Below are 23,060 nucleotides of genomic sequence, written 5' to 3'. Positions count from 1 at the left end.
TAGGTTAATGCCAGATTATAACTATGCGCGGCGCCGGAATAGTCCGGCAAGGGCCCGAAGCCCTTGCCTGGCCGAATGGCGTTTTATTCCTGATTTTCGCCACGCTCGCGGGCAATGGCACGGTAGCCAATGTCCTTGCGATAGAAACAGCCTTCCCAGTCAATTTTGGCCGCCAGCTTGTAAGCCTGCTGCTGAGCGGCATCGACGCTGGCACCCATTGCCGTGGCGCAGAGTACCCGACCACCGGCCGTCACCACTTGACCGTCCTTCAGTGCAGTACCGGCGTGGAAGACTTTGCCTTCCAGTGCGGCAGCGGCATCGAGACCGTTGATGGCAACACCTTTAGCGTAGTCGCCAGGATAGCCGCCAGCCGCCAGCACGATGCCGACGCTCGGACGTGGATCCCATTGTGCTTCGACCTTGTCCAGGGCTTGCGCCAGCGCCGCTTCGACCAGCAACACCAGGCTCGACTGCAAACGCAGCATCACCGGTTGGGTCTCAGGGTCGCCGAAACGGCAGTTGAATTCGATGACTTTTGGGTTACCAGCCTTGTCGATCATCAGACCGGCGTACAGGAAACCCGTGTAAACATTGCCTTCCTCGGCCATGCCGCGCACGGTCGGCCAGATCACCAGGTCCATGACGCGCTGGTGCACTTGCGCGGTCACGACCGGGGCAGGGGAGTAGGCACCCATGCCGCCCGTGTTCGGACCGGTGTCGCCGTCACCGACGCGTTTGTGGTCCTGGCTGGTGGCCATCGGCAATACGTTCTTGCCGTCGACCATGACGATGAAGCTGGCTTCTTCGCCGTCCAGGAACTCTTCGATCACGACGCGCGAGCCGGCGTCGCCGAATGCGTTGCCCGCGAGCATGTCGCGCACGGCGTCTTCGGCTTCGGTCAACGTCATGGCAACGATCACGCCTTTACCGGCGGCCAGGCCATCGGCCTTGATCACGATCGGTGCGCCTTTTTCACGCAGATAAGCCAGGGCAGGCTCGATCTCGGTGAAGGTCTGGTAGTCGGCGGTCGGGATCTTGTGGCGCGCCAGGAAATCCTTGGTGAAGGCTTTCGAACCTTCCAGCTGAGCAGCGCCAGCGGTTGGACCGAAGCAATCCAGGCCACGGGCGCGGAACAGATCGACGACGCCCGCGACCAGCGGCACTTCCGGGCCGACGATGGTCAGGGAAACATTCTTCTCGGCGAAGTCTGCAAGCTGTTCAAGGGCCAGCACGTCGATAGCGACGTTCTCGCACTTGGCTTCAATGGCGGTGCCGGCGTTGCCCGGGGCCACGAAAACTTTCTGCACGCGCGGATCCTGGGCCACTTTCCAGGCCAGGGCGTGTTCACGGCCACCGCTGCCAATGATCAAAACATTCATTTCAAAAACCTCAAATTCTGTAAGTCGCTGCAGTAGCGCTTTATGTGGGAGCGGCGGTGCGACGATTCGACTTGCTCGCGAAAGCGGTGTGTCATCCAACAGAGTCGTTGCTGACAGATTGCATTCGCGAGCAAGCCCGCTCCCACATTTCGATCAAGTTGAATCAGTGACGGAAGTGGCGCATGCCGGTGAAGACCATGGCGATGCCGGCCTCGTCGGCCGCTGCAATCACTTCCGCATCACGCATCGAGCCACCCGGCTGGATCACCGCAGTGATGCCGACCTTGGCTGCGTTGTCCAAGCCGTCGCGGAATGGGAAGAACGCGTCGGAGGCCATCACCGAGCCTGCCACTTGCAAACCAGCGTGTTCAGCCTTGATCGCAGCAATGCGTGCGGAGTTCACTCGGCTCATCTGGCCAGCGCCGACACCGATGGTCTGACGGTTCTTGGCGTAGACGATGGCGTTGGATTTAACGTATTTGGCGACTTTCCAGGCGAAGATCAGGTCGTGGATCTCTTGCTCGGTCGGGGCGCGCTTGGTCACGACTTTCAGGTCGTCGGCACCGATCATGCCGATGTCGCGGCTCTGCACCAGCAGGCCACCGTTGACGCGTTTGTAGTCCCACGCAGCAGCGCGATCAGCCGACCACTCGCCGCAGGCCAACAGGCGCACGTTGGCTTTGGCAGCCACGATGGCGCGAGCTTCTGCGCTGACGGACGGGGCGATGATCACTTCGACGAACTGACGCTCGACGATGGCTTTGGCGGTTTCAGCATCCAGCTCGCGGTTGAACGCGATGATGCCGCCGAACGCTGACTCGGTGTCGGTGGCATAGGCCAGTTCGTAAGCCTGGCGGATACCGCCTTCGGCGTCCGGGCTGACGGCCACGCCGCACGGGTTGGCGTGCTTGACGATCACGCAGGCTGGCTTGACGAAGCTCTTCACGCATTCCAGCGCGGCGTCGGTGTCGGCCACGTTGTTGTACGACAACTCTTTGCCTTGCAGCTGGGTGGCGGTGGCGATACCGACTTCGGCAGGCTTGGCTTCAACGTAGAACGCCGCGCTTTGGTGCGGGTTCTCGCCGTAGCGCATTTCCTGCGCCTTGACGAACTGGCTGTTGAAAGTGCGCGGGAACTCGCTGCGGCCTTCGGTGCTGAGGGTGTCAGCCGCCTGGTTCACGGTGCCCATGTAGTTGGCGATCATGCCGTCATAGGCTGCGGTGTGTTCGAAGGCCTTGAGCATCAGGTCGAAACGCTGAGCGTAGGTCAGGCCGCCGGCCTTGAGGCCTTCAAGGACGCTGGCGTAATCGCCGGCATTCACCACGATGGCCACGTCTTTGTGGTTTTTTGCCGCCGAACGGACCATGGTCGGGCCGCCGATGTCGATGTTCTCGATGGCGGTCGGCAGGTCGCAGCCTGGCTTGTTGATGGTGGCTTCGAACGGGTACAGGTTGACCGCTACCAGGTCGATCGGCTTGATGCCGTGCTCGTTCATGATGGCGTCGTCGATACCGCGACGACCGAGGATCCCGCCGTGGATTTTCGGGTGCAGGGTTTTTACCCGGCCGTCCATCATTTCTGCGAAACCGGTGTAGTCCGCGACTTCCACTGCGGCAACACCGTTGTCGCGCAGCAGCTTGAACGTTCCACCGGTGGAGAGGATCTCGACGCCCAGGGCTTCAAGCTCTTTGGCGAATTCGAGGATCCCGGTCTTGTCGGAAACGCTGATCAAGGCGCGGCGGATCGGCAGGCGGGTAGTCTGGTCGGTCATTTCAATTTCCATCAAAAGCAAAGGAGTCAGCAAAAAAGGCGACCGTTTCTACGCGGGCGCCTTTCTGGTTTGATTGAATGCTTACAGCAAATCGTACTGCTTGAGTTTCTTGCGCAGCGTGCCTCGGTTCAGTCCGAGCAGCTCACTGGCCTTGGTCTGGTTGCCCTTGACGTAGTTCATCACGCACTCGAGCAGGGGAGCCTCGACTTCGGAGAGCACCAGGTTGTACACATCCGTGACGGCAGCGCCCTCAAGGTGGGCGAAATAATTGTGCAGCGCCTTCTCGACATTCCCGCGAAGGGTCTGACCTTCTTCGCTCGGCGTATTGAGGTGCTGTTTCAAATTCACATTGTCGCTCACGGGTGTTGTTCCACTCACTAAAGTCTCGGTCATCATCGTCATGCGGCCACCTCTTCTCCGTCCCCTGTCAGGCTCTTGTAACGTTCGGCGAAGAAGCCCTGAACGTTGGCGCATTGTGCTTCCGTATCTTCCAAACGATTGAAGTGGGCGCGAAACTCCCTGGCGCCCGGCAAGGTTGCGAGATACCAGCCCACATGCTTTCGAGCAATGCGTACGCCCATGACGTCTCCATAGAAGACGTGCAGCGCAGCCAGATGCTCTAGCAGAATGCGTTCCACCTCGATCAGTTCCAGTGCCGGGAGTTTTTCGCCGGTACGCAGAAAATGATCGATCTCACGAAAAATCCATGGCCGCCCCTGAGCGGCCCGGCCTACCAGCAGGCCATCGGCACCGGTCGCATCGAGCACGTACCGGGCTTTCTCTGGCGAATCGATATCGCCATTGGCAAACACCGGAATCGACACGGCCTGCTTGATCGCGGCGATGGTGTCGTACTCGGCTTCGCCGGTGTACAGATCGGCACGGGTGCGCCCATGGACCGCCAACGCCGTAATGCCTGCCTGCTCGGCGATCTTCGCCACGGTCAGGCCGTTCTTGTTGTCCCGGTCCCAGCCGGTGCGGATCTTCAGGGTGACCGGCACATCAACCGCAGCCACTACGGCCTGCAGGATCTCGGTCACCAGTGCTTCATCCTTCAACAGCGCGGACCCGGCGGCCTTGTTGCAGACCTTTTTCGCCGGACAGCCCATGTTGATATCAATAATCTGTGCGCCCAGTTCAACGTTGGCCCGGGCTGCATCCGCCAGCATCTGTGCATCGCCACCGGCGATCTGTACCGAGCGGGGCTCGGGATCACCTTCGTGGATCATACGCATCCGCGATTTGCGGGTGTTCCACAAGCTCATGTCGCTGGTGACCATTTCCGAGACTACAAGTCCTGCGCCCAGTCGCTTGCACAGCTGACGAAAGGGTTGGTCTGTGACCCCCGCCATCGGGGCGAGAATCAAGCCGTTGTGCAATGTGTAAGGACCGATGCGTACCGCCGACATAGGACTTCCCTGTTGTGGGGTCGGATCATGAGAGTTCGAAAAAGGGTTGGCATGATACCCGCTCTCGATGACTGGATAAAGGCTGAATTGAACAAAATCTGAACAGTTATTCTGTTATCGCCAGCGGTTTGGTGTGAGCGGTCAAAGTCAGAAATATGCCGTCAAAGCCGTAATACTGAGCCGTTTCACTCGGGCGAATGGAAGCTCAGACTGTAATTCACCGCTTTTGAGCCTGGATCGAGGATGTCCAGTGCGATGTGGATCGGCGTTTGCGGAGGCATTTCCGCCATCCCTTCGAGATCGCCGTTGAGGTACTCGCCGGGCTTGAAACGCCGGCTGGCGATCAGGTGGCCGTTGAGGTCGGCAAAACGCAACTCCAGCAGCGGGAAAGGCTGGGAGAAGGGCGCGCGGTTGTAGATGATCGCGTCGACCACCAGTGCTCCGTTGAAGTCCGGGTGACTGCGGACCACCAGATTGCTGCTTTTGATTTTGGCGATGTCGACTTTGGATGGCACGGTGCAGCCGATTTGCGGGCACAGTTGCTGGAACCACGGACGGTATTGGTCCTGGCGTGCCAGCTCGTCAAAGTGGTAGGCAATGTATTGACCGGCGAGGCCGGCGAGGCCGAGCAGGATCAGTAGCAGCCAGAAAAAGCGTCGGCCCCAGGGAGAGCGGCGCTTTTGCCAGTCCAGTTGCAGCGGGTCATCGGTCAGGTCTTGCAGGGCTTCAGCGCGGACAGCCGGCTCACGCTTTTTGCGCACAGGTTCGATCGAGGGCCGATCGTCGTCGATGTCATCGGTCGCCGACAGGCGTTCATGATGCATCGGTGCGTCGAGTGGGTCGTGCAGGCGCAGCTGTGGCGGCAGATGTTCGTCGTCCAGCTCCACCGGTTCCAGGGACAGCGAAGGTTCGGTGCGCGAGTATTTGCTCGGATCGAGTTCCAGCTCTGGCAAGTCGGCTTCTGTGGTCTGCGCACGATCGGCGGCCGATTCGCTGAACAGGCTGTCGGGCCACGGCGCTTCTTCGTGCTCGACGGTATCCCGGCTGGCACTCAGGTTGTCTTCGCGCTGTCGGCCGAATTCCGTGGTCGGTTGGATTTCCCGCTGTTCGAGGCGGGCGAGCTCTTCGTCCAGGTCCAGACTGTCCAGATCCAGCTCGGCCGCGGACCATTGCTTTTGGCTGATGGCTCGCGGCTCCGGCGGTTCGACGATGGCCGGTGCAACCGGGGTGATCGTGTCTTTGCCGGCCTGTTGTTCAAGCAGCTGCTTGGCGGCGTTGAACACCTGCAAGCACGAGCCGCAACGAACCACTCCGCGGGCTACGCTCAATTGAGCATGGCTGACGCGGAAGCTGGTTTGGCAATGCGGGCACTGGGTGACGAAGCTGTCGGTCATGCGGCAATCCGGTTTATGCAGGCGTTCATTCTAGCGCCGACGGCCAGTGATGCGCACCCAGCCATCGCGATTGGCAATCGGGTCCAGATCGAAGTCCTGGGCATAAGCCTTGGCGACTTCTTCACCTTGCTCGGCGAGGATGCCCGACAGCGCCAGACGACCACCGGTTTTGACCAGGCTGGACAATTGTGGCGCCAGTGAAACCAGCGGGCCGGCAAGAATGTTGGCGACCAATACGTCGGCCTGAACCTGCGGCAAATCTTGCGGCAGATACAGCGGGAACAGTGCTTCGGCGATGTTGTTGCGCCCGGCGTTGTCGCGGGACGCTTCCAGGGCTTGCACGTCGATATCGGTACCGACGGCTTCCTTGGCGCCCAGCAGCAGGGCAGCAATCGCCAGAATCCCCGAGCCGCAGCCGAAGTCCAGGACGTTGCAGTCTTTCAGGTCCTGGCCATCGAGCCATTCCAGGCACAGCGCGGTGGTCGGGTGCGTGCCGGTGCCGAACGCCAGGCCCGGATCCAGCAGCAGGTTCACCGCGTCTGGTTCGGGAGCAGCGTGCCAGCTCGGGACGATCCACAGGCGCTGGCCGAAACGCATCGGCTGGAAACCGTCCATCCAGCTACGTTCCCAGTCCTGGTCTTCGATGACTTCGCTGTGATGCTCGGGCAGCGGGCTGCCGGTCAGCAGCTCAAGGTGGGCCAGTACGGTGGCGGCTTCGGTGCCACCTTCGAACAGGGCCAGCAGGTGCGTATGCGACCACAGCGGCGTGGTGTTGAGTTCCGGTTCGAAGATCGGCTGATCTTCAGCGTCCATGAAGGTCACCGAGACGGCGCCCACTTCAAGGAAAGCGTCTTCGTAGGTTTCGGCTTGTTCTGGGCTGATGGCGAGACGGACTTGCAGCCAAGGCATGGCGGGCACCTTTGAAAAATATTGATTGCAGCCTAGCGGGCTGCGAGAAGCGCGCAAGTTTACGCGAGCGCGAGGCAGAAGACGACCGGGTAGGCTGAGTTCGGAGTTGAACGAATAACCTGTGGCGAGGGAGCTTGCTCCCGCTGGAGCGCGAAGCGGTCCCAAAATGGCCGAACCGGATCTGTCTGATACCGTGCAGTTGAATGGTCTTGCGGTCGCTGCGCAACCGAGCGGGAGCAAGCTCCCTCGCCACAAGGGCTTTGCGTGCAGCTCCAGAAACAACAAAGCCGCTCGAAAGCGGCCTTGTTGATATGGATCACAGCTTAATGCTTTTCGCCAGCCAGCTTGTGTTCCAGGTAGTGGATGTTGATTCCACCTTTGCAGAAGCCTTCATCGCGGACGAGGTCGCGGTGCAGCGGGATGTTGGTCTTGATCCCGTCGACAACGATTTCGTCCAGCGCATTGCGCATGCGCGCCAGGGCTTCGTCACGGGTTGCGCCGTAGGTGATCAGCTTGCCGATCAACGAATCGTAGTTCGGCGGAACGGCATAGCCACTGTACAGGTGCGAATCGACGCGAACGCCGTTGCCGCCTGGTGCGTGGAAATGCTTGACCGTGCCAGGGCTCGGCATGAAGGTTTTCGGGTCTTCGGCGTTGATTCGGCATTCCAGTGCATGACCGCGGATAACCACGTCTTCCTGGGTGTACGACAGCTTGTTACCAGCGGCGATGCTGAGCATCTCCTTGACGATGTCGATGCCGGTGACCATTTCCGAAACCGGGTGCTCAACCTGAACGCGGGTGTTCATTTCGATGAAATAGAACGCGCCGTTTTCGTACAGGAACTCGAAAGTACCCGCGCCACGGTAGTTGATGTCGATGCAGGCCTTGACGCAGCGTGCGAGGACTTCAGCCCGTGCCTTCTCGTCGATGCCCGGTGCCGGCGCTTCTTCGAGAACCTTCTGGTGACGACGTTGCAGCGAGCAATCGCGGTCGCCCAGATGGATGGCGTGGCCCTGGCCGTCGGAAAGTACCTGGACTTCCACGTGACGTGGGTTGGTCAGGAATTTTTCCAGATAGACCATCGGGTTGCCGAACGCCGCGCCAGCTTCGGAGCGGGTCAGTTTCGCCGAGGAGATCAGGTCTTCTTCTTTATGCACAACGCGCATGCCGCGACCACCGCCGCCGCCAGCGGCTTTGATGATCACCGGATAACCGACTTCGCGACCGATGCGCAGAGCCGTTTCTTCGTCTTCCGGCAACGGGCCGTCGGAGCCCGGAACGGTTGGAACACCAGCGGCGATCATGGCGTGCTTGGCCGATACCTTGTCGCCCATCAGGCGAATGGTGTCGGCTTTCGGGCCAATGAAGGCGAAGCCGGAGTTCTCGACCTGTTCAGCGAAATCAGCGTTTTCCGCAAGGAAACCGTAGCCTGGGTGAATGGCGGTAGCGCCAGTCACTTCAGCCGCGGCGATGATTGCCGGGATGTGCAGGTAAGAGTGCGCGGCCGAGGCCGGGCCGATGCAGACGGATTCGTCTGCCAGGCCCAGGTGCATCAGTTCTTTGTCGGCCTTGGAGTAAACGGCGACAGTCTTGATGCCCATCTCTTTGCAGGCACGCAGAATCCGCAGGGCGATCTCACCGCGGTTGGCGATCAGAACTTTTTCCAACTTCGCAGTCATCAAAGTCTCTCCGCGGTTCAAACGATGGTGAACAGCGGTTGGTCGTACTCAACCGGCTGGCCGTCTTCGACGAGGATAGATTCGATCACACCGCTGGATTCAGCTTCGATGTGGTTCATCATCTTCATGGCTTCGACGATGCACAGGGTGTCGCCTTTCTTCACGGTCTGGCCGACTTCAACGAAGGACGGCGAGGATGGCGAAGACTTGCGATAGAAGGTACCGACCATAGGCGAACGGGCAACGTTGCCGTTCAGAACTGGCGCGGCCGGAGCAGCAGGTGCGGCGGCGGCAACCGGGGCAGCAGCAACAGGCGCAGGCGCCGGAGCATGCATTGGAGCCGGTGCGTAGTACTGCTGAGCCGGGGTCTTGCTGTGACGGCTGATGCGTACGGACTCTTCGCCTTCCTTGATCTCGAGCTCGTCGATGCCGGACTCTTCCAGCAGTTCGATCAGTTTCTTAACTTTACGGATATCCATGAATCATCAACTCCCAAGGGTCGGTCAGGGGCGTTTAACGCTTGTAGTTCAAGTCGTTGCCTGTGTTTCAAGCTGTTCTAGCGCAGCCTCCAGGGCCAGTCGGTAACCGCTGGCGCCAAGGCCGCAGATCACTCCCACCGCTACGTCGGAGAAGTAAGAGTGATGGCGGAAAGGTTCGCGTTTGTGCACGTTAGACAAATGCACTTCGATGAATGGGATGCTCACCGCCAGCAGCGCGTCACGTAATGCGACACTTGTGTGCGTAAAAGCTGCTGGGTTGATCAGAATGAAGTCCACACCTTCGCTGCGGGCAGCGTGGATGCGGTCGATCAATTCATACTCGGCGTTGCTTTGCAGGTGCAGCAAATGGTGGCCGGCTTCACGGGCACGGCGTTCCAGGTCCTGGTTGATCTGCGCCAGTGTCGTAGCGCCATAGGTGCCCGGTTCACGGGTGCCGAGCATGTTCAGGTTGGGTCCGTGCAGAACCAGTAGCGTCGCCATCTGCTGTTCCTTGTGATCTGTGTGCAATTGTCAGAACCCGGCGACTATGCCGCAAAGCCTTTGTGACTGTCCAGTTCTATGCAATAGCCAGCACGATGGCCGATGTTTGCGCGAAATATGTGACCGGGTTATTAAATCCGGTCATTTGCTTTCGCAACACGTTCGGCGAAGTCGGTGGCGTTGATCTCGCCGATCACTCGCACATCGGCGTGTTCGACGCCGTCCTTGCCGAAAAACATCAGCGCTGGCGGGCCAAACAGTTTGTAGCGGTCGAGCAGGGCGCGTTGCTCGGCGTTGCTGGCGGTGATGTCGAAGCGGATCAGTCGATAGCCTTTGAGGCGTTCGACCACCCTGGCGTCGTTGAGCACTTCATGTTCGATGACTTTGCAACTGATGCACCAGTCGGCGTACCAGTCGAGCAGCAGCGGGGTGCCTGACGATTTGGCTTCGGCGAGGACACGGTCCAGGTCGGCCGGAGTGCTGACGGTTTGCCAGGTGCTGGTGTTTTGCGGCTGTTCATTGCCGGCAACCGTGCGCGGCTTGCCAATCGGATTGAATGGGTCGGTCTGGCCGCTGAACGCTCCGTACCAACACGCCAGCGCATAAAACAGCAGGAACATCCCCAGCAACTGGCCCAGGCGTTTTCTCGGTGGTTTGTAGACGAACTCCAGCGCACCCATGAACAACCCAACGCCACCGGCCAGCAAGCCGATCAGTAGCAACGTGATCTGATCCGGCAGTACTCGACTGAGCAGACCGATCGCCAGCCCCAGCAACAAAACGCCAATCGCGTTTTTCACATAGATCAGCCAGGGGCCGCTTTTCGGTAGCCAGGCGGCGCCACCGGTGGCGACCAGCAATAGCGGGGCGCCCATGCCCAGACCAAGCATGAACAATTTCAGACCACCGCCCACTGCATCGCCGCTGGCGCTGATGTACAGCAGCGCGCCGGCCAGCGGTGCCGAGACGCAAGGTGACACCAACAGGCTGGAAACCACGCCCAGTACGGCAGCGCCCCACAACGAACCGCCCTCGGTGCGACCGGCGATCCGATCCAGCCGACTGCTGATAGCGTAAGGCAGCTTGAGTTCGAAGACGCCAAACATCGCCAAGGCAAACAACGCAAAAAACGTCGCAAACGGCACCAGCACCCACGCCGATTGCAACCGCGCCTGAAGATTGAGCTGTGCGCCGAACATCCCCATCAAGGCCCCGAGCAGGGCGAAGCAGGCGGCCATTGGCAGCACATAAGCGAGGGACAGATTGAAGCCGCGCAAACCACCCACCTGACCGCGCAACACCACGCCGGACAGGATCGGCAGCATCGGCAGCACGCACGGTGTGAACGTCAGGCCTATGCCGGCGAGGAAGAACAGCGCCAGTTCGCGCCAGCTCCAGGCCGGAGTCGCGCCTGCGCTGCCATCAATACTCAGGCGCTCGGTTTCGGGTGGATAGCACAAGCCTTTGTCGGCGCAACCCTGATACGTAACCACCAAGGTGAAGGCGCGTTGATCGGTGCGCGGCAGCTCTACGTCGAGAACCCCGTGGTAGACCTCGACATCGCCGAAATACTCATCGTGCTTCTGTTCGCCCTTGGGCAGTTGCGCGGCGCCTAGGCCTACATCGGGCGGGTCGGCGCGAAACTGAAAGCGGTGCCGGTAGAGGTAGTAGCCCTCGGTGGCGACGAAGCGCAGTTTGATCGATTGCGGTGTGCTTTCTACCAGGCTCAGCTGAAAGGCTTCACGCACCGGCAGAAAATCGGCGCTGTTGTTGATCGAGCCCAGCGTCGAACTGGGCCGACTGTCCAGCAAACCGGCGGCGGTGGCCGGCAGGGCGAGCACTAAAAACAACAGGCAGAGCAAACGGCGCATGACAATCTCGCGTATCGAAAGTGAGGGCATGATAGCGGACGGCGGTCGGGTGTGCAGGGCGAGTCCTGTGGTGATTGTTCTGACGCCTTCGCGAGCAAGCCCGCTCCCACATCGACCGAGTTCATCCATGGGTACGCGGTCGAATGTGGGAGCGGGCTTGCTCCGGGCGGCGTTCCGACGAAGGCGATCTGTCAGACGCGGAAGGCCTGGACCGCTGTATGCAACCGTCCACCCAACACCAATAAATTCTCCCCCTGCACGCGCCCTTCGCCGATGCGCAGCAAGTTATCCCCACCCAATTGGTGAATCCGCTCACTGTGATCGCGGATTTCGCTGACGGCGCCACTCTGCTGGGCGGTGACATCGGCGATGCGTACGGCGGTGTCGGAAATGGTCTGGATCGCACCGACGATTTTATCCAGCGCACCGTCGGCGGCCTGGGCCTGATTGGCAGTGGCTTCGGCGTGTTCGACCTGGGCGCGCATGCCTTCCACCGATTGTCGCGCCGCGGTTTGCAAGCCGGCGATTAACGTCTGGATCTCTGCCGTGGCGCCAGCGGTGCGTTGCGCCAGTGAGCGAACTTCTTCGGCCACCACCGCAAACCCTCGACCCATTTCCCCGGCTCGGGCCGCTTCGATGGCGGCGTTCAGGGCCAGCAGGTTGGTTTGGTCGGCAATCGAGCGGATGACCGTCAGCACGCCGCCAATGGTTGCCGACTCTTCGGCCAGGTGTTCGATCATTTGCGCGTTGCCTTGCACTTCGCCGACCAGCGCGTGCAGCCCGGTGAGGCTCAAACCGATGACTTTCTGGCCGTGCTCCACCGCCAGCCCGGCATGGCGGCTGGCGTCGGCGGCTTGGCTGGCATCGCCGGCAACCTGTTGAATGGTCGCTTCCAGTTCGCCGAGAGAATCACGGATCAGCGCCGTGTCGCCGGCCTGATGTTCGGCGCCGCTGTGCAGGTCATTGCTCAGCTCGGCCAGCGTTCGGCTACTGCCGGCGACCTGTTCGGCGTTGAGGCGAATGGTCCCGACCAGGTCCACCAGATAGGCGCGCAAGCGATTGAGCGACGCTTGAATGTCATGCAGTTCGCGATTGGTTTTACCCAGTTGAATGTCCCGGCTGAAGTCGCCCTCGGCCCAGGTCGAGAGGGCCGGGACGAGGTTGGTCAGCGTCCGGGCCAGTTTCCGTTGCAAGGTGTCGATCAGCAAAGCAATCAGCAGAATCAGGCCGATCATCACGCCTTGCATCAGCCGCACTTCGCCCTGGATCTGTCCGTGCTGGGCGCGAACCACCGGCTCCAGTCCGGCAATGGCCTGCTGCACGGCGGCGATTTTCAGGTGAGTGGCGGCGCTGAGGTCGGTGCGTTTCTGAATCTGGTCACGTGTGCGCGCCAATTCGGCCGGGTAGCGAGTGAGGAGGCTGTTCAGTTCACGCTTGAGGCCAACGCCCGCATCTTCGGCAACCGCTTTTTCGGTGTTTTCCAGGCCCATCATCGCGGCGAAATCATCGGTGCCGGATTCGCTGCTGCTGGCTACACCGAGCAGCGGCAAGGCGCCCAGTAACTCAGCCTGAGTGCGGATGTTGGCGACTTCACGCTCGACATCGGCGGCCAACTCACTTCGACCGCTGCTGACCAGTTTGTCCCGGGCCAAAGACAACTTGCCCAAGTGCTGGGAGGCGGCGAGCAACGGCGTCAGATACGCCGCGTTAGTGCTGGCGTATTGGCTGAGCTGATCGAGGCTGGCGCCGAGTTCGCGTTCGGCCTGAAGCAGCAGCGCTTGCGGATCGCCCGCGAGTTTGCCCGCGGCCAGGAGGTCGGTTTTGCTGAATTCTTCGAGGTTCGACAGGCTCGGGCGCAAGGTGTCGGCCAAGGCCGGCGGCAATTCGCCGAGTTCCTTTTGCAGGCTGTCGATGGCCTGGCTGGCACTGCTCAGGCGCAGGGCATCGCCGCTGGCGAGGTAGTCGTCGATGTTGCGCGCGACTTCATTTTGAAATTGCTGGGACAAACCCAAGTAACGCTCCATCAAAAGATAGGGGCGCTCCAGGGCTTTTTGCGACCACCACAGTGTGGCGCCAAGGGCCACGCACACGGCGACTAAAAGGAGGGTGTTGAGATTGGTCAGCAGCTTCAGGCGCATTGCGGGTCTACCAGCGGCAGAATGGTAAGCGCCTGAATTTATTGCGTTTGTGTTACAGGGTTATGACCGAATCGGTCGATTCTGATGAAAAAGTGGCACTTTGCTTTGACGTCCGCGCAGCCTGCACGCGGTTGCGTCCGGCGTCTTTCGCGCGGTACAGCGCTTCGTCTGCCTGGCTGGCCATCATCAGGCTGTCGGAGTGTTCACACAGTTCCACCACGCCGGCGCTGAACGTGCACCAGAGGTCCTGCGGTTGAGCCGGGTAGTGAATCTCGGCAAACCGTCGACGGATTTCGTCGAGCACTTTGTGGGCCGATTCGAGATCGGTGTCCGGCATCACGATCGCGAACTCTTCACCGCCGTAACGGCCGATGAAATCGGTTTTGCGCAAGCGTTGCTTGAGAAACAGCGCCAGGCTCTTGATCACCCGATCGCCCATGGGGTGACCGTGGCTGTCGTTGACTCGTTTGAAGTGGTCGATGTCGAGCATCGCAAAGCTCAGCGGCTTGTTTTCGCGGCGGGCGCGGAAGCTGCAGTCTTCGAGCAATTGCAGAATGTGCGTGTGGTTGTACAGCCCGGTGAGGCTGTCGCGCACCATCCGCGCTTTCAGATTACGTGCCCGCGCCGCGCGGTTGCGCACGGTGGTGATCAGGTGCCGGGGCTTGATCGGTTTGGTCAGGAAGTCGTCGCCGCCCTCGCTCATGGCGTCGAGCTGTTTGTCCAGATCGTCTTCGGCCGACAGGTAAATGATCGGCACGCTGACGTAACGGTCGTTGTGGCGGATCACTTTGGCCAGCTCAGTACCGGTGCAGGCCGGCATGTACATGTCGAGGATGATCAGGTCTGGCTGGAAGTCCGCGAGCTCGGCCATGGCCTGGATCGGCTCGATCAAGGTCCGCGTGACAATCCCGGCGCTGTTGAGCAGGCGCTCGGTGTGCAAGGCCTGGGCGCGGGAATCGTCGATGATCAGCACTTTATAAGGTTCGTACTGGGCGACGCAGGTCAGGACTTCGATTTTCTCCAGCAGGCTCGAGGCTTCGAGGGTGCCGGTCAGGAATTCCTGGCCACCGGCCCGCACGGCGGCGAGGCGGGTCGGGGTATCGGTTTCGTGCAGGCTGAAGAACAACAGCGGCAATTGATGATCGAGGCCTTCCTGGGCTTCGGCGGCCAGTTTCAGGCCGATGCCGGCGCCACTGAAGTCCACGTCCATGACGATCGCCGCGGGCAAGCGCTCGATCATCGAAGAGCGGAACGCCGCAACGCTGTCGAGGGCTTGCGCGCTGAGCCCGAAGAATTCCAGTTGTTTGGCCAGGCGCTCGCCACGGTCATGATCCTGCAGCATCACGTAAACCGGCTTGCGCAGCGGCGGCAGAAAGGTCTGCTCCAACTGATCGCCATGGCGCAGGCCGGTGCGTGACAGGCGCTGCATCAAGCGATTGAGGTCGGTGATCAGTCCGCTGCTCAGGCGTCCGCGATTGGCGTCGACAGCCTCCAGCGACTGACCGATGTGGCGCGCCAGCTGGGTGTGTTCAGGTTGTTCGAAGCGCTCGGCGAAACGCAGCAGGCGCAGGTTGGCCTCGCTCAGTTCCGATAGGTCGGTGGTGGACCACTCGCTGCGTTGCAGGCGCTGCCATATCTCAAGAATTTGACGTGCCTGATGAATTACCCGCTGGGCAAAGTGGTGCTTGAGGCGCTCACGGCTGGGGTCTTCTGGCTCGGTCATATCCTGACAACTAGTTAGGGGGCATGCTGAGATTGACTGGTGGCTCTATGCTAGCACCTCTTTTCAATCGCATGAGTGTCGTACATCAATTAACTGTAAAGCGACCTGATTCAGTTTCTGACCAATGAGTCTCCGCCAGGGCGTCACTGGCCGATAGAGCCAGAGGAACCGGGTGTTTCAGGACGTTTCCTGAACATTTCAAGGTTATTTCCCAAGGCTCGGCGAGCCTCGTCTGTCAGGTATTTCTGATTTTTCGGCCAAACGATCCGGTCGGGAATTGCGGCTGTTAGGGTTCAGGGATTCCCTTAGAAGCTGTCCGCAAACCATGACCCAGTGTTTCAAGGAACACCCCATTGATGATCAGCGCCTGAACCACAACAGCACGCCCGTTGCTGATTGTGAATGCAAAGAGGAGCTGCTTTATGGGAGCAAGACGCTTGTTACCGATGTGCCGGTTCTGACCTGCGCGTGCCTTTGGCGTAGATACCAGCGCGAGGCGGAAGAAATCGTCGCACCCAATGGGGTCTTGATTGCCGACCCTATCGAGCGCAACCGCGCTATCAACGCTGCGTACGCTCGACTCTGGTTACACGATTCTCGGTTTCAGTGGGCGGGGCTGGCGGCATTTGCCTCCAAGCAGGTCGGCTGCGGATTGTTGCATGCGGCGGACAGTATCGAACTCATTCGCGATGAACATGAAGCACGGCAGCGTTTGCGGGAAAGTCGTCGCGAGTCAGGGTTGTTGACTCGGGACAGGATGTCCGAACAGGCAGATGAATTGCGTGACTATAAAGAAGCGGACTCGCGCAATTCGGTGCCGTCTGTGGATTTTCGTCCAGCGGGGGAGGACTTGTCGTTGGTGCAACAGCAATTCCGGCATGTGCACGACATGATGGCGCTGGGCAATACCACGTTGTTTCTGGATGTTTATCCACTGCATGAGTTTTATGCGAAGCGTGGGTTGGGGGAGTTGAAGAAGTGTCTGAGGGCGCGGGCGGGCATCTATGGGCATTCAAAGTTTCCGGTGCTTTGGCCGGTGGGACATAAGAAACTACTGTTCGGGCTGGCCTACACAGAAATTTTGCTGGCTTTTGAGGCTATAGAGGCGGGGAACATAGCCGAGAGCGTGGTGTATCTGGCCTCTCATGAACAGGAAAACATCCTACAGCCGACAATTTATCAGGACCGGCAATTAGCGAATTTGCTGCGGGGAAACCATGCATCCTATGTCACAGGGTTTCCTTCAGGCGTTGCCCAAGCCATTGAATTGACCCTTACCAGTCAATGCCAGCGAGTCGAGGACGGTCGCACCATCGGTTTTGGCAACAACCCGCTGGCGGACTTGTCGGACATCAAGCAGCGAATGGCATTCGTGCTCCAGGCAGCGACACGCTTTGATCAAATGCTCAATGATCACAACCGTAGCGCATTAGAGCAGTCGATCAACGAGATCGCATCGGGTGGTAGCAGGCTATGAATCTGCAACCAAGGCTGTTCGGCTGGCGCTGCGGTGCATATCTCCTGCTTCTGGGGGGCTTGACGTGGGCCGCCCTACATCAGTTGACGCAACCTTTGTGGGATGAACCCGAAATCGTCCTGGAAATAGGTGGGACGTATGAAGATTTGCGCAAGAACTCTTCAGCTCCCTTTAGTCCTGGGATACGCGGGCACATCTGGTTCGGCATTCCCATGACCGATGCAAGATTGCGATTCGTCGACCCGCAGTTCGGGTTCAGCACACCTGCGGCGCGCTATTTTGCCGTCGGATTCAACGACAATGTCATTTACAGCCTCCGCATGTCCCCACAGATCGAACCGCTCCTGATTGATGACGCGCTTAAGATCGTTCTCGACCTGCAAGACCAATGGCGCGCAAAAGGTTGGGTGGCGAAAGGGCTGCGAAACAGCCCCGTAATCGTCGATACACCTGAATGGCGGGCCTACCTGCGCAAAGGAATTCTCGCAGGGAAAACCTACTGGCAAGCCGACAATAAGTATCAGGTCATGCTGGTACTGGCTCGCTTCGAGGATTACCGAAATCCGACTGAAGAACGCTACCTCATCACCCTCGCACTCGCCAAACCCTGGGTGCCCTTCGACGAAATCGAAGACATGTACGACGAGCCCAGTCACTTCCCCGCCCCGCAACCCAAATAAAAAAAGGAGCCCCACCATGCCAACTCCCGCCTTCATGACCCTTCACGGGGAAAGGCAAGGTCTGATCAGTGCCGGCGCCTTTACCGAAGCATCGGTAGGCAACACCTACCAATTAGGGCGTGAGGACCAAATCATGATTCAGGCCCTGAGCCATGGCATCTTCGTACCGAAAGGCTCGGGTGCGGGGCGTCGGATGCACAAGCCTTTGATCATCACCAAGACCATCGACAAAGCGACACCGCTGATCAACAACGCTTTGTGTTCGGGAGAATTGCTCAAAGTGTGCCGCGTCGAGTGGTATCGTACGTCGGCTCAGGGCACCCAGGAGCATTTCTACACAATGGAGCTGGAAGACGCGCTGATCATTGGCGCTGAGGTTCTGATGCCGCATTGCCAGGATCCCGGCACCGCTCACCTCACTCAATTGGAGAAGGTCCATTTCAGTTACCGGCGGATTTACTGGCGGCACGAAGTCAGTCGAACCATGGGGTCCGATGAGTGGAACACCGAGGTGCAGGGATGAGGTTGGTCAACGAACTCGATTTGTCCGATTGGGAGCGCCAACATGCCTACTCCAGTGAGCAAGCACTGGAAGTGTTGCGCCAGGCGCTGCTTGATCGACAACCCATTGAAGGCCTGGGCCAGTTGCGTGCCGGCCTGCTGATCGATATCGACAGCGAGGTGCTTGATCTGATTGAACGGGGAGAGTGGCGGTTAGTCAGGCCTGAAGCCGACTACGTTGACTGGAAAATGCCGGATCGTGCCTTTGATCCAAAGGTCATGGAGCTGATGCAAAATCCGCCCGTGCAGCCCTCAAGGTCGCCAAAGATCTTTCGCCTCGTAGACAGCGTGACAGGCGATCCTTTGACTCAGCGGCATTACATCGCGACGGTAGATGGGAACACTGCGCCGCGCAGAACCGACGGCGAGGGCATAGCGCATCTTTTTGTATCGCCCGGGGTGCAGCAGATTTCAATGGTGATCATCGGCGTTTAAACAGGCGACGTCGCTTGAGTTCATGGGAGCGCGGTTGTCACGGCTGCCCGACGGTAATTTATCCGGATAACCCCACGACGGGTGCCGGCCAAAGGCACGTTGTTGTATGGTTGTGGTCGAACCGATGAACTCAAGTGATTGAAAGGATATCGCCATGCTGGACTGGAAGAACCGCGCGGGCAGCGCGCCTGAACGTGCCGCTGAACCGAAGTCGGCCACCCGTAGTTACCTGGGAGGCCTGTTGTTCAGTCGGGCGCTGGCCACTCTAATTGGCCTGTACTTGCTGGTGGCTATTGCTCTGGGCTGGTACTGGAGCCAGGAACCTGCGCTGTTTCCGGTTCAGCAGAATGCCCAGATGGCCGCCGAGAAAGAAGGCAAGCAAATGGTCATCGGCTACACCACGGTCGAAACCCTCAAGACCGTCGCCGGTACTTTGCTGACCAAACCGGGTGGCTATATTTCCAACGACCGTTTCCCGCCGGGCCTGTGGATGGATAACACGCCGAGCTGGGAATATGGGGTGCTGGTCCAGGTCCGCGATCTGAGTCGTGCACTGCGTAAAGACTTCGCTCGTTCCCAGTCGCAGTCCACCGAAGACGCTGACTTGGCCAAGGCCGAGCCGCGCTTCAACTTCGACAACAAGAGCTGGGTGCTGCCCTCCAGTGAGTCCGAATACCAGGAAGGCATCAACTCCCTGAGCCGTTATCAGGCGCGCCTGTCCGACCCGAGTCAGAAAAGCGCGCTGTTCTATGCCCGCGCCGACAACCTGAACAACTGGCTGGGCGATGTCGGTACCCGTTTGGGTTCGCTGTCGCAACGGCTGTCGGCCAGCGTTGGCCGGGTCAAGCTCAACACGGCGCTGAAAACCGAAGTCGTCGCCCCGGGTCAGGTGCCGCAGGTTGACGAAGAAATCGTCGAAACCCCGTGGATGCAGATCGACAACGTGTTCTACGAAGCTCGCGGTCAGGCCTGGGCCTTGTCCCACCTGCTGCGCGCCATCGAAGTCGACTTCGCCGATGTGCTGGCCAAGAAGAACGCCACGGTCAGCGTGCGTCAGATCATTCGTGAACTGGAAGCCTCGCAGGAACCGGTCTGGAGTCCTATGATCCTTAATGGCAGCGGCTTCGGGGTGCTGGCCAACCACTCGCTGGTCATGGCCAACTACATCTCCCGGGCCAACGCCGCAGTGATCGATTTGCGTCAATTGCTCAATCAGGGCTGAGTCATGGTCAATAGCGCCAGAGAGGTCGCGCACCGCGCGGCCTCGGATGCCGAACAGATCGCCTGGGTTGACGAGCAGGACAACCTGCTCGGCGCCCTGGTCCGCTCCGACCTGCGTGAACGCGGGCTGATCGGGCGCGGCACTTACATCATGCTGTTCAATTCCGCCGGTGAACTCTGCGTGCATCGACGCACGCTGAGCAAAGCCATTTATCCAGGTTTCTGGGACGTGGCGGCGGGGGGCATGGTGCTAGCGACCGAAACCTACGCCGAATCGGCTGCCCGCGAGCTGGAAGAAGAGCTGGGCGTGAGCGGGGTGGAACTGACCGCCCATGATCACTTTTTCTTCGAAGACACCGGTAATCGGCTTTGGTGTTCGGCATTTTCGGCGGTGTGGGACGGTCCATTGATCCTGCAACCCGAAGAAGTCCTTGAAGCGCGCTTTATTCCCGTTGATCAAGTCCTGCTGGAAATCCAGCAAAAGCCTTATTGCCCGGACTCCCTGGCCGCATTGAAGCGCTATCTTGGTTCTCGGAAGAATGGCGTCGCAAAAGAGGCATAAATTGGCGCCGATTGGCTCTTAGCAAGTCGGCTTTTTGCCGTTACACTGCGCGACCTTTTTAAGCTGAACCAGCATGCCTGGCTCAGTAGCGCTGCTCCTGCCTGAGTGGGGCTTCGCGGTCGATGGCAACTCTCCAGGTTGCCGCGACCAGTCTTTGTCCTCCCAAGAGGATTGCCGGTGGCCAAAAAAGCCGCATCCTTCGCCGCCCTTGGTGGCCTGGTATTTTCCACCGACGCAGGTCGTCATTGCCCGGATTGCAGTCAACCGGTGGATGCCTGCATCTGCAAACAGACCGTTATCCCGGCCGGCGACGGCATCGCTCGCGTGCGTCGCGAAAGCAAGGGCCGTGGCGGCAAGACGGTGACCACCATCACCGGCGTGCCGTTGGCCGAAGACGCACTCAAGGACCTGGCGACCACGTTGAAGAAACGTTGCGGGACCGGCGGTGCGTTGAAAGACGGAATCATTGAAATCCAGGGCGATCATGTCGAGCTACTCTTGGCCGAGCTGATCAAACACGGTTTCAAAGCGAAGAAGTCCGGCGGCTAGCAGCCTCTGTGAAAACCACCCTCGGCTTGATCCAGTCCTGACAGCAGGTCTGGCGCCGTCTACATGGTTTTCACAGAGCCTGTTCTGACCGGTTTCTAAACTCACTGCGGTCAGCGAGGTCTATCCCCTCGTTGACGAACCGTCATTTTCATTCTTTAGACTGCGCCGGCCTGAACCCAGGCGACGCTCTATGACTTCTTTATAGGGGACTTCAATGTCCGTACGACGCACACGCAAAGACGATGGCAGCCAATGGACAGTTGCGGACAGCCGCAGTGTTTACGGGATTCGCCATTGGGGGGCCGGGTATTTCGCGATCAGTGACGCCGGTCGCGTCGAAGTTCGTCCGAACGGTCCGACCAGTTCGCCTATCGACCTGTTCGAGCAAGTTGATCAGCTGCGTAAAAGCGGCCTGTCCTTGCCGTTGCTGGTGCGTTTCCCTGACATTCTGCAAGACCGCGTGCGTCAGCTGACTGGCGCGTTCGACGCCAACATCGAGCGTCTGGAATACCAGAGCAAGTACACCGCGCTGTACCCGATCAAGGTTAACCAGCAAGAAGCAGTGATCGAGAACATCATTGCCACCCAAGACGTGTCCATTGGTCTTGAAGCCGGCTCCAAGCCTGAGCTGCTGGCCGTGCTGGCCCTGGCGCCGAAGGGCGGCACCATCGTCTGCAACGGCTACAAGGATCGCGAATTCATTCGTCTGGCGCTGATGGGCCAGAAGCTCGGCCACAACGTGTTCATCGTGATCGAGAAAGAATCTGAAGTCGGGCTGGTGATCGAAGAAGCCGCCTCGCTCAAGGTCAAGCCTCAGGTTGGCCTGCGCGTGCGTCTGTCGTCCCTGGCGTCGAGCAAGTGGGCTGACACCGGTGGTGAGAAATCCAAGTTCGGTCTGTCGGCGGCGCAACTGCTGTCGGTGGTTGAGCGTTTCCGCGCGGCTGGCCTGGATCAGGGCATTCGCCTGTTGCACTTCCACATGGGTTCGCAGATCGCCAACCTGGCGGACTACCAGCACGGCTTCAAGGAAGCGATCCGTTACTACGGCGAACTGCGCAACCTTGGCCTGCCAGTGGACCACATCGACGTCGGTGGCGGTCTGGGCGTGGACTACGACGGTACGCACTCGCGTAACGCCAGCTCGATCAACTACGACATGGACGATTACGCCGGTGTCGTGGTCGGGATGCTCAAGGAATTCTGCGACGCGCAGAACCTGCCGCACCCGAACATCTTCTCCGAAAGCGGCCGTTCCCTGACCGCTCACCACGCCATGCTGGTGGTGCAAGTGACCGACGTCGAGAAGCACAACGACGACGTGCCGCAGATCGAGAACAAGGACGAACTGCCGGAAACCGTGCAGTGGCTGGTTGACCTGCTGGGCCCGACCGACATCGAGATGGTCACCGAAACCTACTGGCGCGCGACTCACTACATGAGCGACATCGCGACCCAGTACGCCGATGGCAAGCTGACCCTGGCCGAGAAAGCCCTGGCCGAGCAATGCTACTTCGCGGTATGCCGTCGCCTGCACAACTCGTTGAAGGCTCGTCAGCGTTCGCACCGTCAGGTGCTCGACGAACTCAACGACAAGCTGGCCGACAAGTACATCTGCAACTTCTCGGTATTCCAGAGCCTGCCGGACACCTGGGCCATCGGCCAGGTACTGCCGATCCTGCCGCTGCACCGTCTCGACGAAGAGCCGCTGCGCCGTGCGGTGCTGCAAGATCTGACCTGCGACTCCGACGGCAAGATCAAGCAATACGTCGACGAGCAGAGCATCGAAACCAGCCTCCCGGTTCACGGTTTGAACGACGGTGAAGACTACCTGCTGGGTATCTTCCTGGTCGGCGCCTACCAGGAAATTCTCGGCGACATGCACAACCTGTTCGGTGACACCGACTCGGTGAACATCTATCAGAACGCTGACGGCAGTGTGTACCACGCGGGTATCGAAACCCACGACACTATCGAAGACATGCTGCGTTACGTGCACTTGTCGCCGGAAGAGTTGATGACCCACTACCGCGACAAATGCGCCAGTGCCCGCATCACCGCCGCCGAGCGTACCCAATTCCTCGACGCTTTGCGTCTGGGTCTGACCCGTTCCTCTTACCTGTCTTCTTGAGGTAAGGAATCGTTCTCATCGGGTTGTCTGAAAATGTACCGCACGTAGCGGAAATTTCAGATGACTTGGTGAGATGCCTCTCTGATTTCAAGCGAAATGACTCACATTCCTGGCCATCCAAGCGATGTGGTCTTCTTTTCGCGTAGGTCATTTCCTAAGTTGTACTTCGGCACTCTACTCGGCCAACTCTC

20 protein-coding genes are annotated in these 23,060 nt (G+C 59.6%); 8 read left to right on the top strand and 12 right to left on the bottom strand.

Translation table 11 applies throughout. From position 1 onward, the window contains the following. Positions 1-83: 83 nt before the first annotated feature. The 12 genes from purD to gcbA all read right to left on the bottom strand — a co-directional run bounded on the left by purD (position 84) and on the right by gcbA (position 15,256). Positions 84-1,379 carry a phosphoribosylamine--glycine ligase gene (purD, locus tag DFS28_RS07315; RefSeq protein WP_111449193.1) on the bottom strand — a complete coding sequence of 432 codons (1,296 nt, stop codon included), beginning with the start codon at positions 1,377-1,379 and terminating at the stop codon, positions 84-86. A 163-nt stretch (positions 1,380-1,542) separates the two neighbouring features. Beyond that, positions 1,543-3,150 carry a bifunctional phosphoribosylaminoimidazolecarboxamide formyltransferase/IMP cyclohydrolase gene (purH, locus tag DFS28_RS07310; protein ID WP_111449192.1) on the bottom strand — a complete coding sequence of 536 codons (1,608 nt, stop codon included), beginning with the start codon at positions 3,148-3,150 and terminating at the stop codon, positions 1,543-1,545. A gap of 81 nt (positions 3,151-3,231) precedes the next feature. Beyond that, positions 3,232-3,552 (bottom strand): DNA-binding transcriptional regulator Fis, encoded by a 321-nt coding sequence (fis, locus tag DFS28_RS07305; RefSeq protein WP_030128251.1) that lies wholly within the window; start codon positions 3,550-3,552, stop codon positions 3,232-3,234. Then, a complete protein-coding gene (dusB, locus tag DFS28_RS07300) occupies positions 3,549-4,559 on the bottom strand; it encodes a tRNA dihydrouridine synthase DusB (protein WP_017336338.1) in 1,011 nt (336 codons plus the stop codon). The genes fis and dusB overlap by 4 nt, the downstream gene beginning before the upstream one ends. A gap of 185 nt (positions 4,560-4,744) precedes the next feature. Continuing rightward, entirely contained in the window at positions 4,745-5,953 is a 1,209-nt protein-coding gene (locus tag DFS28_RS07295; protein WP_111449191.1) for a DUF3426 domain-containing protein, read from the bottom strand. A gap of 30 nt (positions 5,954-5,983) precedes the next feature. Then, on the bottom strand, positions 5,984-6,862 hold the full coding sequence (gene prmA, locus DFS28_RS07290) for a 50S ribosomal protein L11 methyltransferase (RefSeq protein WP_111449190.1): 879 nt from the start codon (positions 6,860-6,862) through the stop codon (positions 5,984-5,986). Positions 6,863-7,185: 323 nt separating this feature from the next. Further along, positions 7,186-8,544: an acetyl-CoA carboxylase biotin carboxylase subunit gene (accC, locus tag DFS28_RS07285; protein WP_111449189.1), complete on the bottom strand. Its 1,359-nt coding sequence runs from the start codon at positions 8,542-8,544 to the stop codon at positions 7,186-7,188. Between the two features lie 17 nt (positions 8,545-8,561). Beyond that, the gene (gene accB / locus DFS28_RS07280) at positions 8,562-9,023 is read right to left on the bottom strand and encodes an acetyl-CoA carboxylase biotin carboxyl carrier protein (RefSeq protein WP_008153753.1); all 462 of its coding nucleotides are present in this window, start codon (positions 9,021-9,023) and stop codon (positions 8,562-8,564) included. A gap of 48 nt (positions 9,024-9,071) precedes the next feature. After that, positions 9,072-9,524 carry a type II 3-dehydroquinate dehydratase gene (gene aroQ / locus DFS28_RS07275; RefSeq protein WP_111449188.1) on the bottom strand — a complete coding sequence of 151 codons (453 nt, stop codon included), beginning with the start codon at positions 9,522-9,524 and terminating at the stop codon, positions 9,072-9,074. A gap of 131 nt (positions 9,525-9,655) precedes the next feature. Then, entirely contained in the window at positions 9,656-11,395 is a 1,740-nt protein-coding gene (locus DFS28_RS07270) for a protein-disulfide reductase DsbD (protein WP_111449187.1), read from the bottom strand. A gap of 191 nt (positions 11,396-11,586) precedes the next feature. After that, the gene (locus DFS28_RS31100) at positions 11,587-12,630 is read right to left on the bottom strand and encodes a methyl-accepting chemotaxis protein (RefSeq protein WP_371922127.1); all 1,044 of its coding nucleotides are present in this window, start codon (positions 12,628-12,630) and stop codon (positions 11,587-11,589) included. Between the two features lie 955 nt (positions 12,631-13,585). Continuing rightward, a complete protein-coding gene (gcbA, locus tag DFS28_RS07260; protein WP_111449185.1) occupies positions 13,586-15,256 on the bottom strand; it encodes a diguanylate cyclase GcbA in 1,671 nt (556 codons plus the stop codon). A 325-nt stretch (positions 15,257-15,581) separates the two neighbouring features. Between gcbA and DFS28_RS07255 the strand changes: the two genes are divergently transcribed. From DFS28_RS07255 to speA, 8 genes are all read left to right on the top strand, one after another. Further along, positions 15,582-16,733 carry a DUF2515 family protein gene (locus DFS28_RS07255; protein WP_111449184.1) on the top strand — a complete coding sequence of 384 codons (1,152 nt, stop codon included), beginning with the start codon at positions 15,582-15,584 and terminating at the stop codon, positions 16,731-16,733. Beyond that, entirely contained in the window at positions 16,730-17,413 is a 684-nt protein-coding gene (locus DFS28_RS07250; protein ID WP_111449183.1) for a hypothetical protein, read from the top strand. Before DFS28_RS07255 ends, DFS28_RS07250 begins: the two co-directional genes overlap by 4 nt. Positions 17,414-17,429: 16 nt before the next feature. Next, positions 17,430-17,936 carry an Hcp family type VI secretion system effector gene (locus tag DFS28_RS07245; RefSeq protein ID WP_111449182.1) on the top strand — a complete coding sequence of 169 codons (507 nt, stop codon included), beginning with the start codon at positions 17,430-17,432 and terminating at the stop codon, positions 17,934-17,936. After that, complete coding sequence (locus DFS28_RS07240; protein ID WP_111449181.1) at positions 17,933-18,409, top strand: hypothetical protein; 477 nt, start codon at positions 17,933-17,935, stop codon at positions 18,407-18,409. The genes DFS28_RS07245 and DFS28_RS07240 overlap by 4 nt, the downstream gene beginning before the upstream one ends. Before the next feature lie 154 nt (positions 18,410-18,563). Beyond that, entirely contained in the window at positions 18,564-19,631 is a 1,068-nt protein-coding gene (locus DFS28_RS07235) for a DUF2333 family protein (RefSeq protein ID WP_111449180.1), read from the top strand. Positions 19,632-19,634: 3 nt separating this feature from the next. Further along, positions 19,635-20,192, top strand: a complete 558-nt coding sequence (locus tag DFS28_RS07230) for an NUDIX hydrolase (RefSeq protein ID WP_111449179.1) — start codon at positions 19,635-19,637, stop codon at positions 20,190-20,192. A 177-nt stretch (positions 20,193-20,369) separates the two neighbouring features. After that, complete coding sequence (locus DFS28_RS07225) at positions 20,370-20,741, top strand: translation initiation factor Sui1 (protein ID WP_007907444.1); 372 nt, start codon at positions 20,370-20,372, stop codon at positions 20,739-20,741. 214 nt (positions 20,742-20,955) lie between these two features. Beyond that, entirely contained in the window at positions 20,956-22,869 is a 1,914-nt protein-coding gene (speA, locus tag DFS28_RS07220; protein ID WP_111449178.1) for an arginine decarboxylase, read from the top strand. Positions 22,870-23,060 lie beyond the last annotated feature (191 nt).

The organism is Pseudomonas sp. 478 (assembly GCF_003254125.1).
Classification (GTDB): domain Bacteria; phylum Pseudomonadota; class Gammaproteobacteria; order Pseudomonadales; family Pseudomonadaceae; genus Aquipseudomonas.
This window is presented reverse-complemented; position numbering and strand designations above follow the sequence as displayed.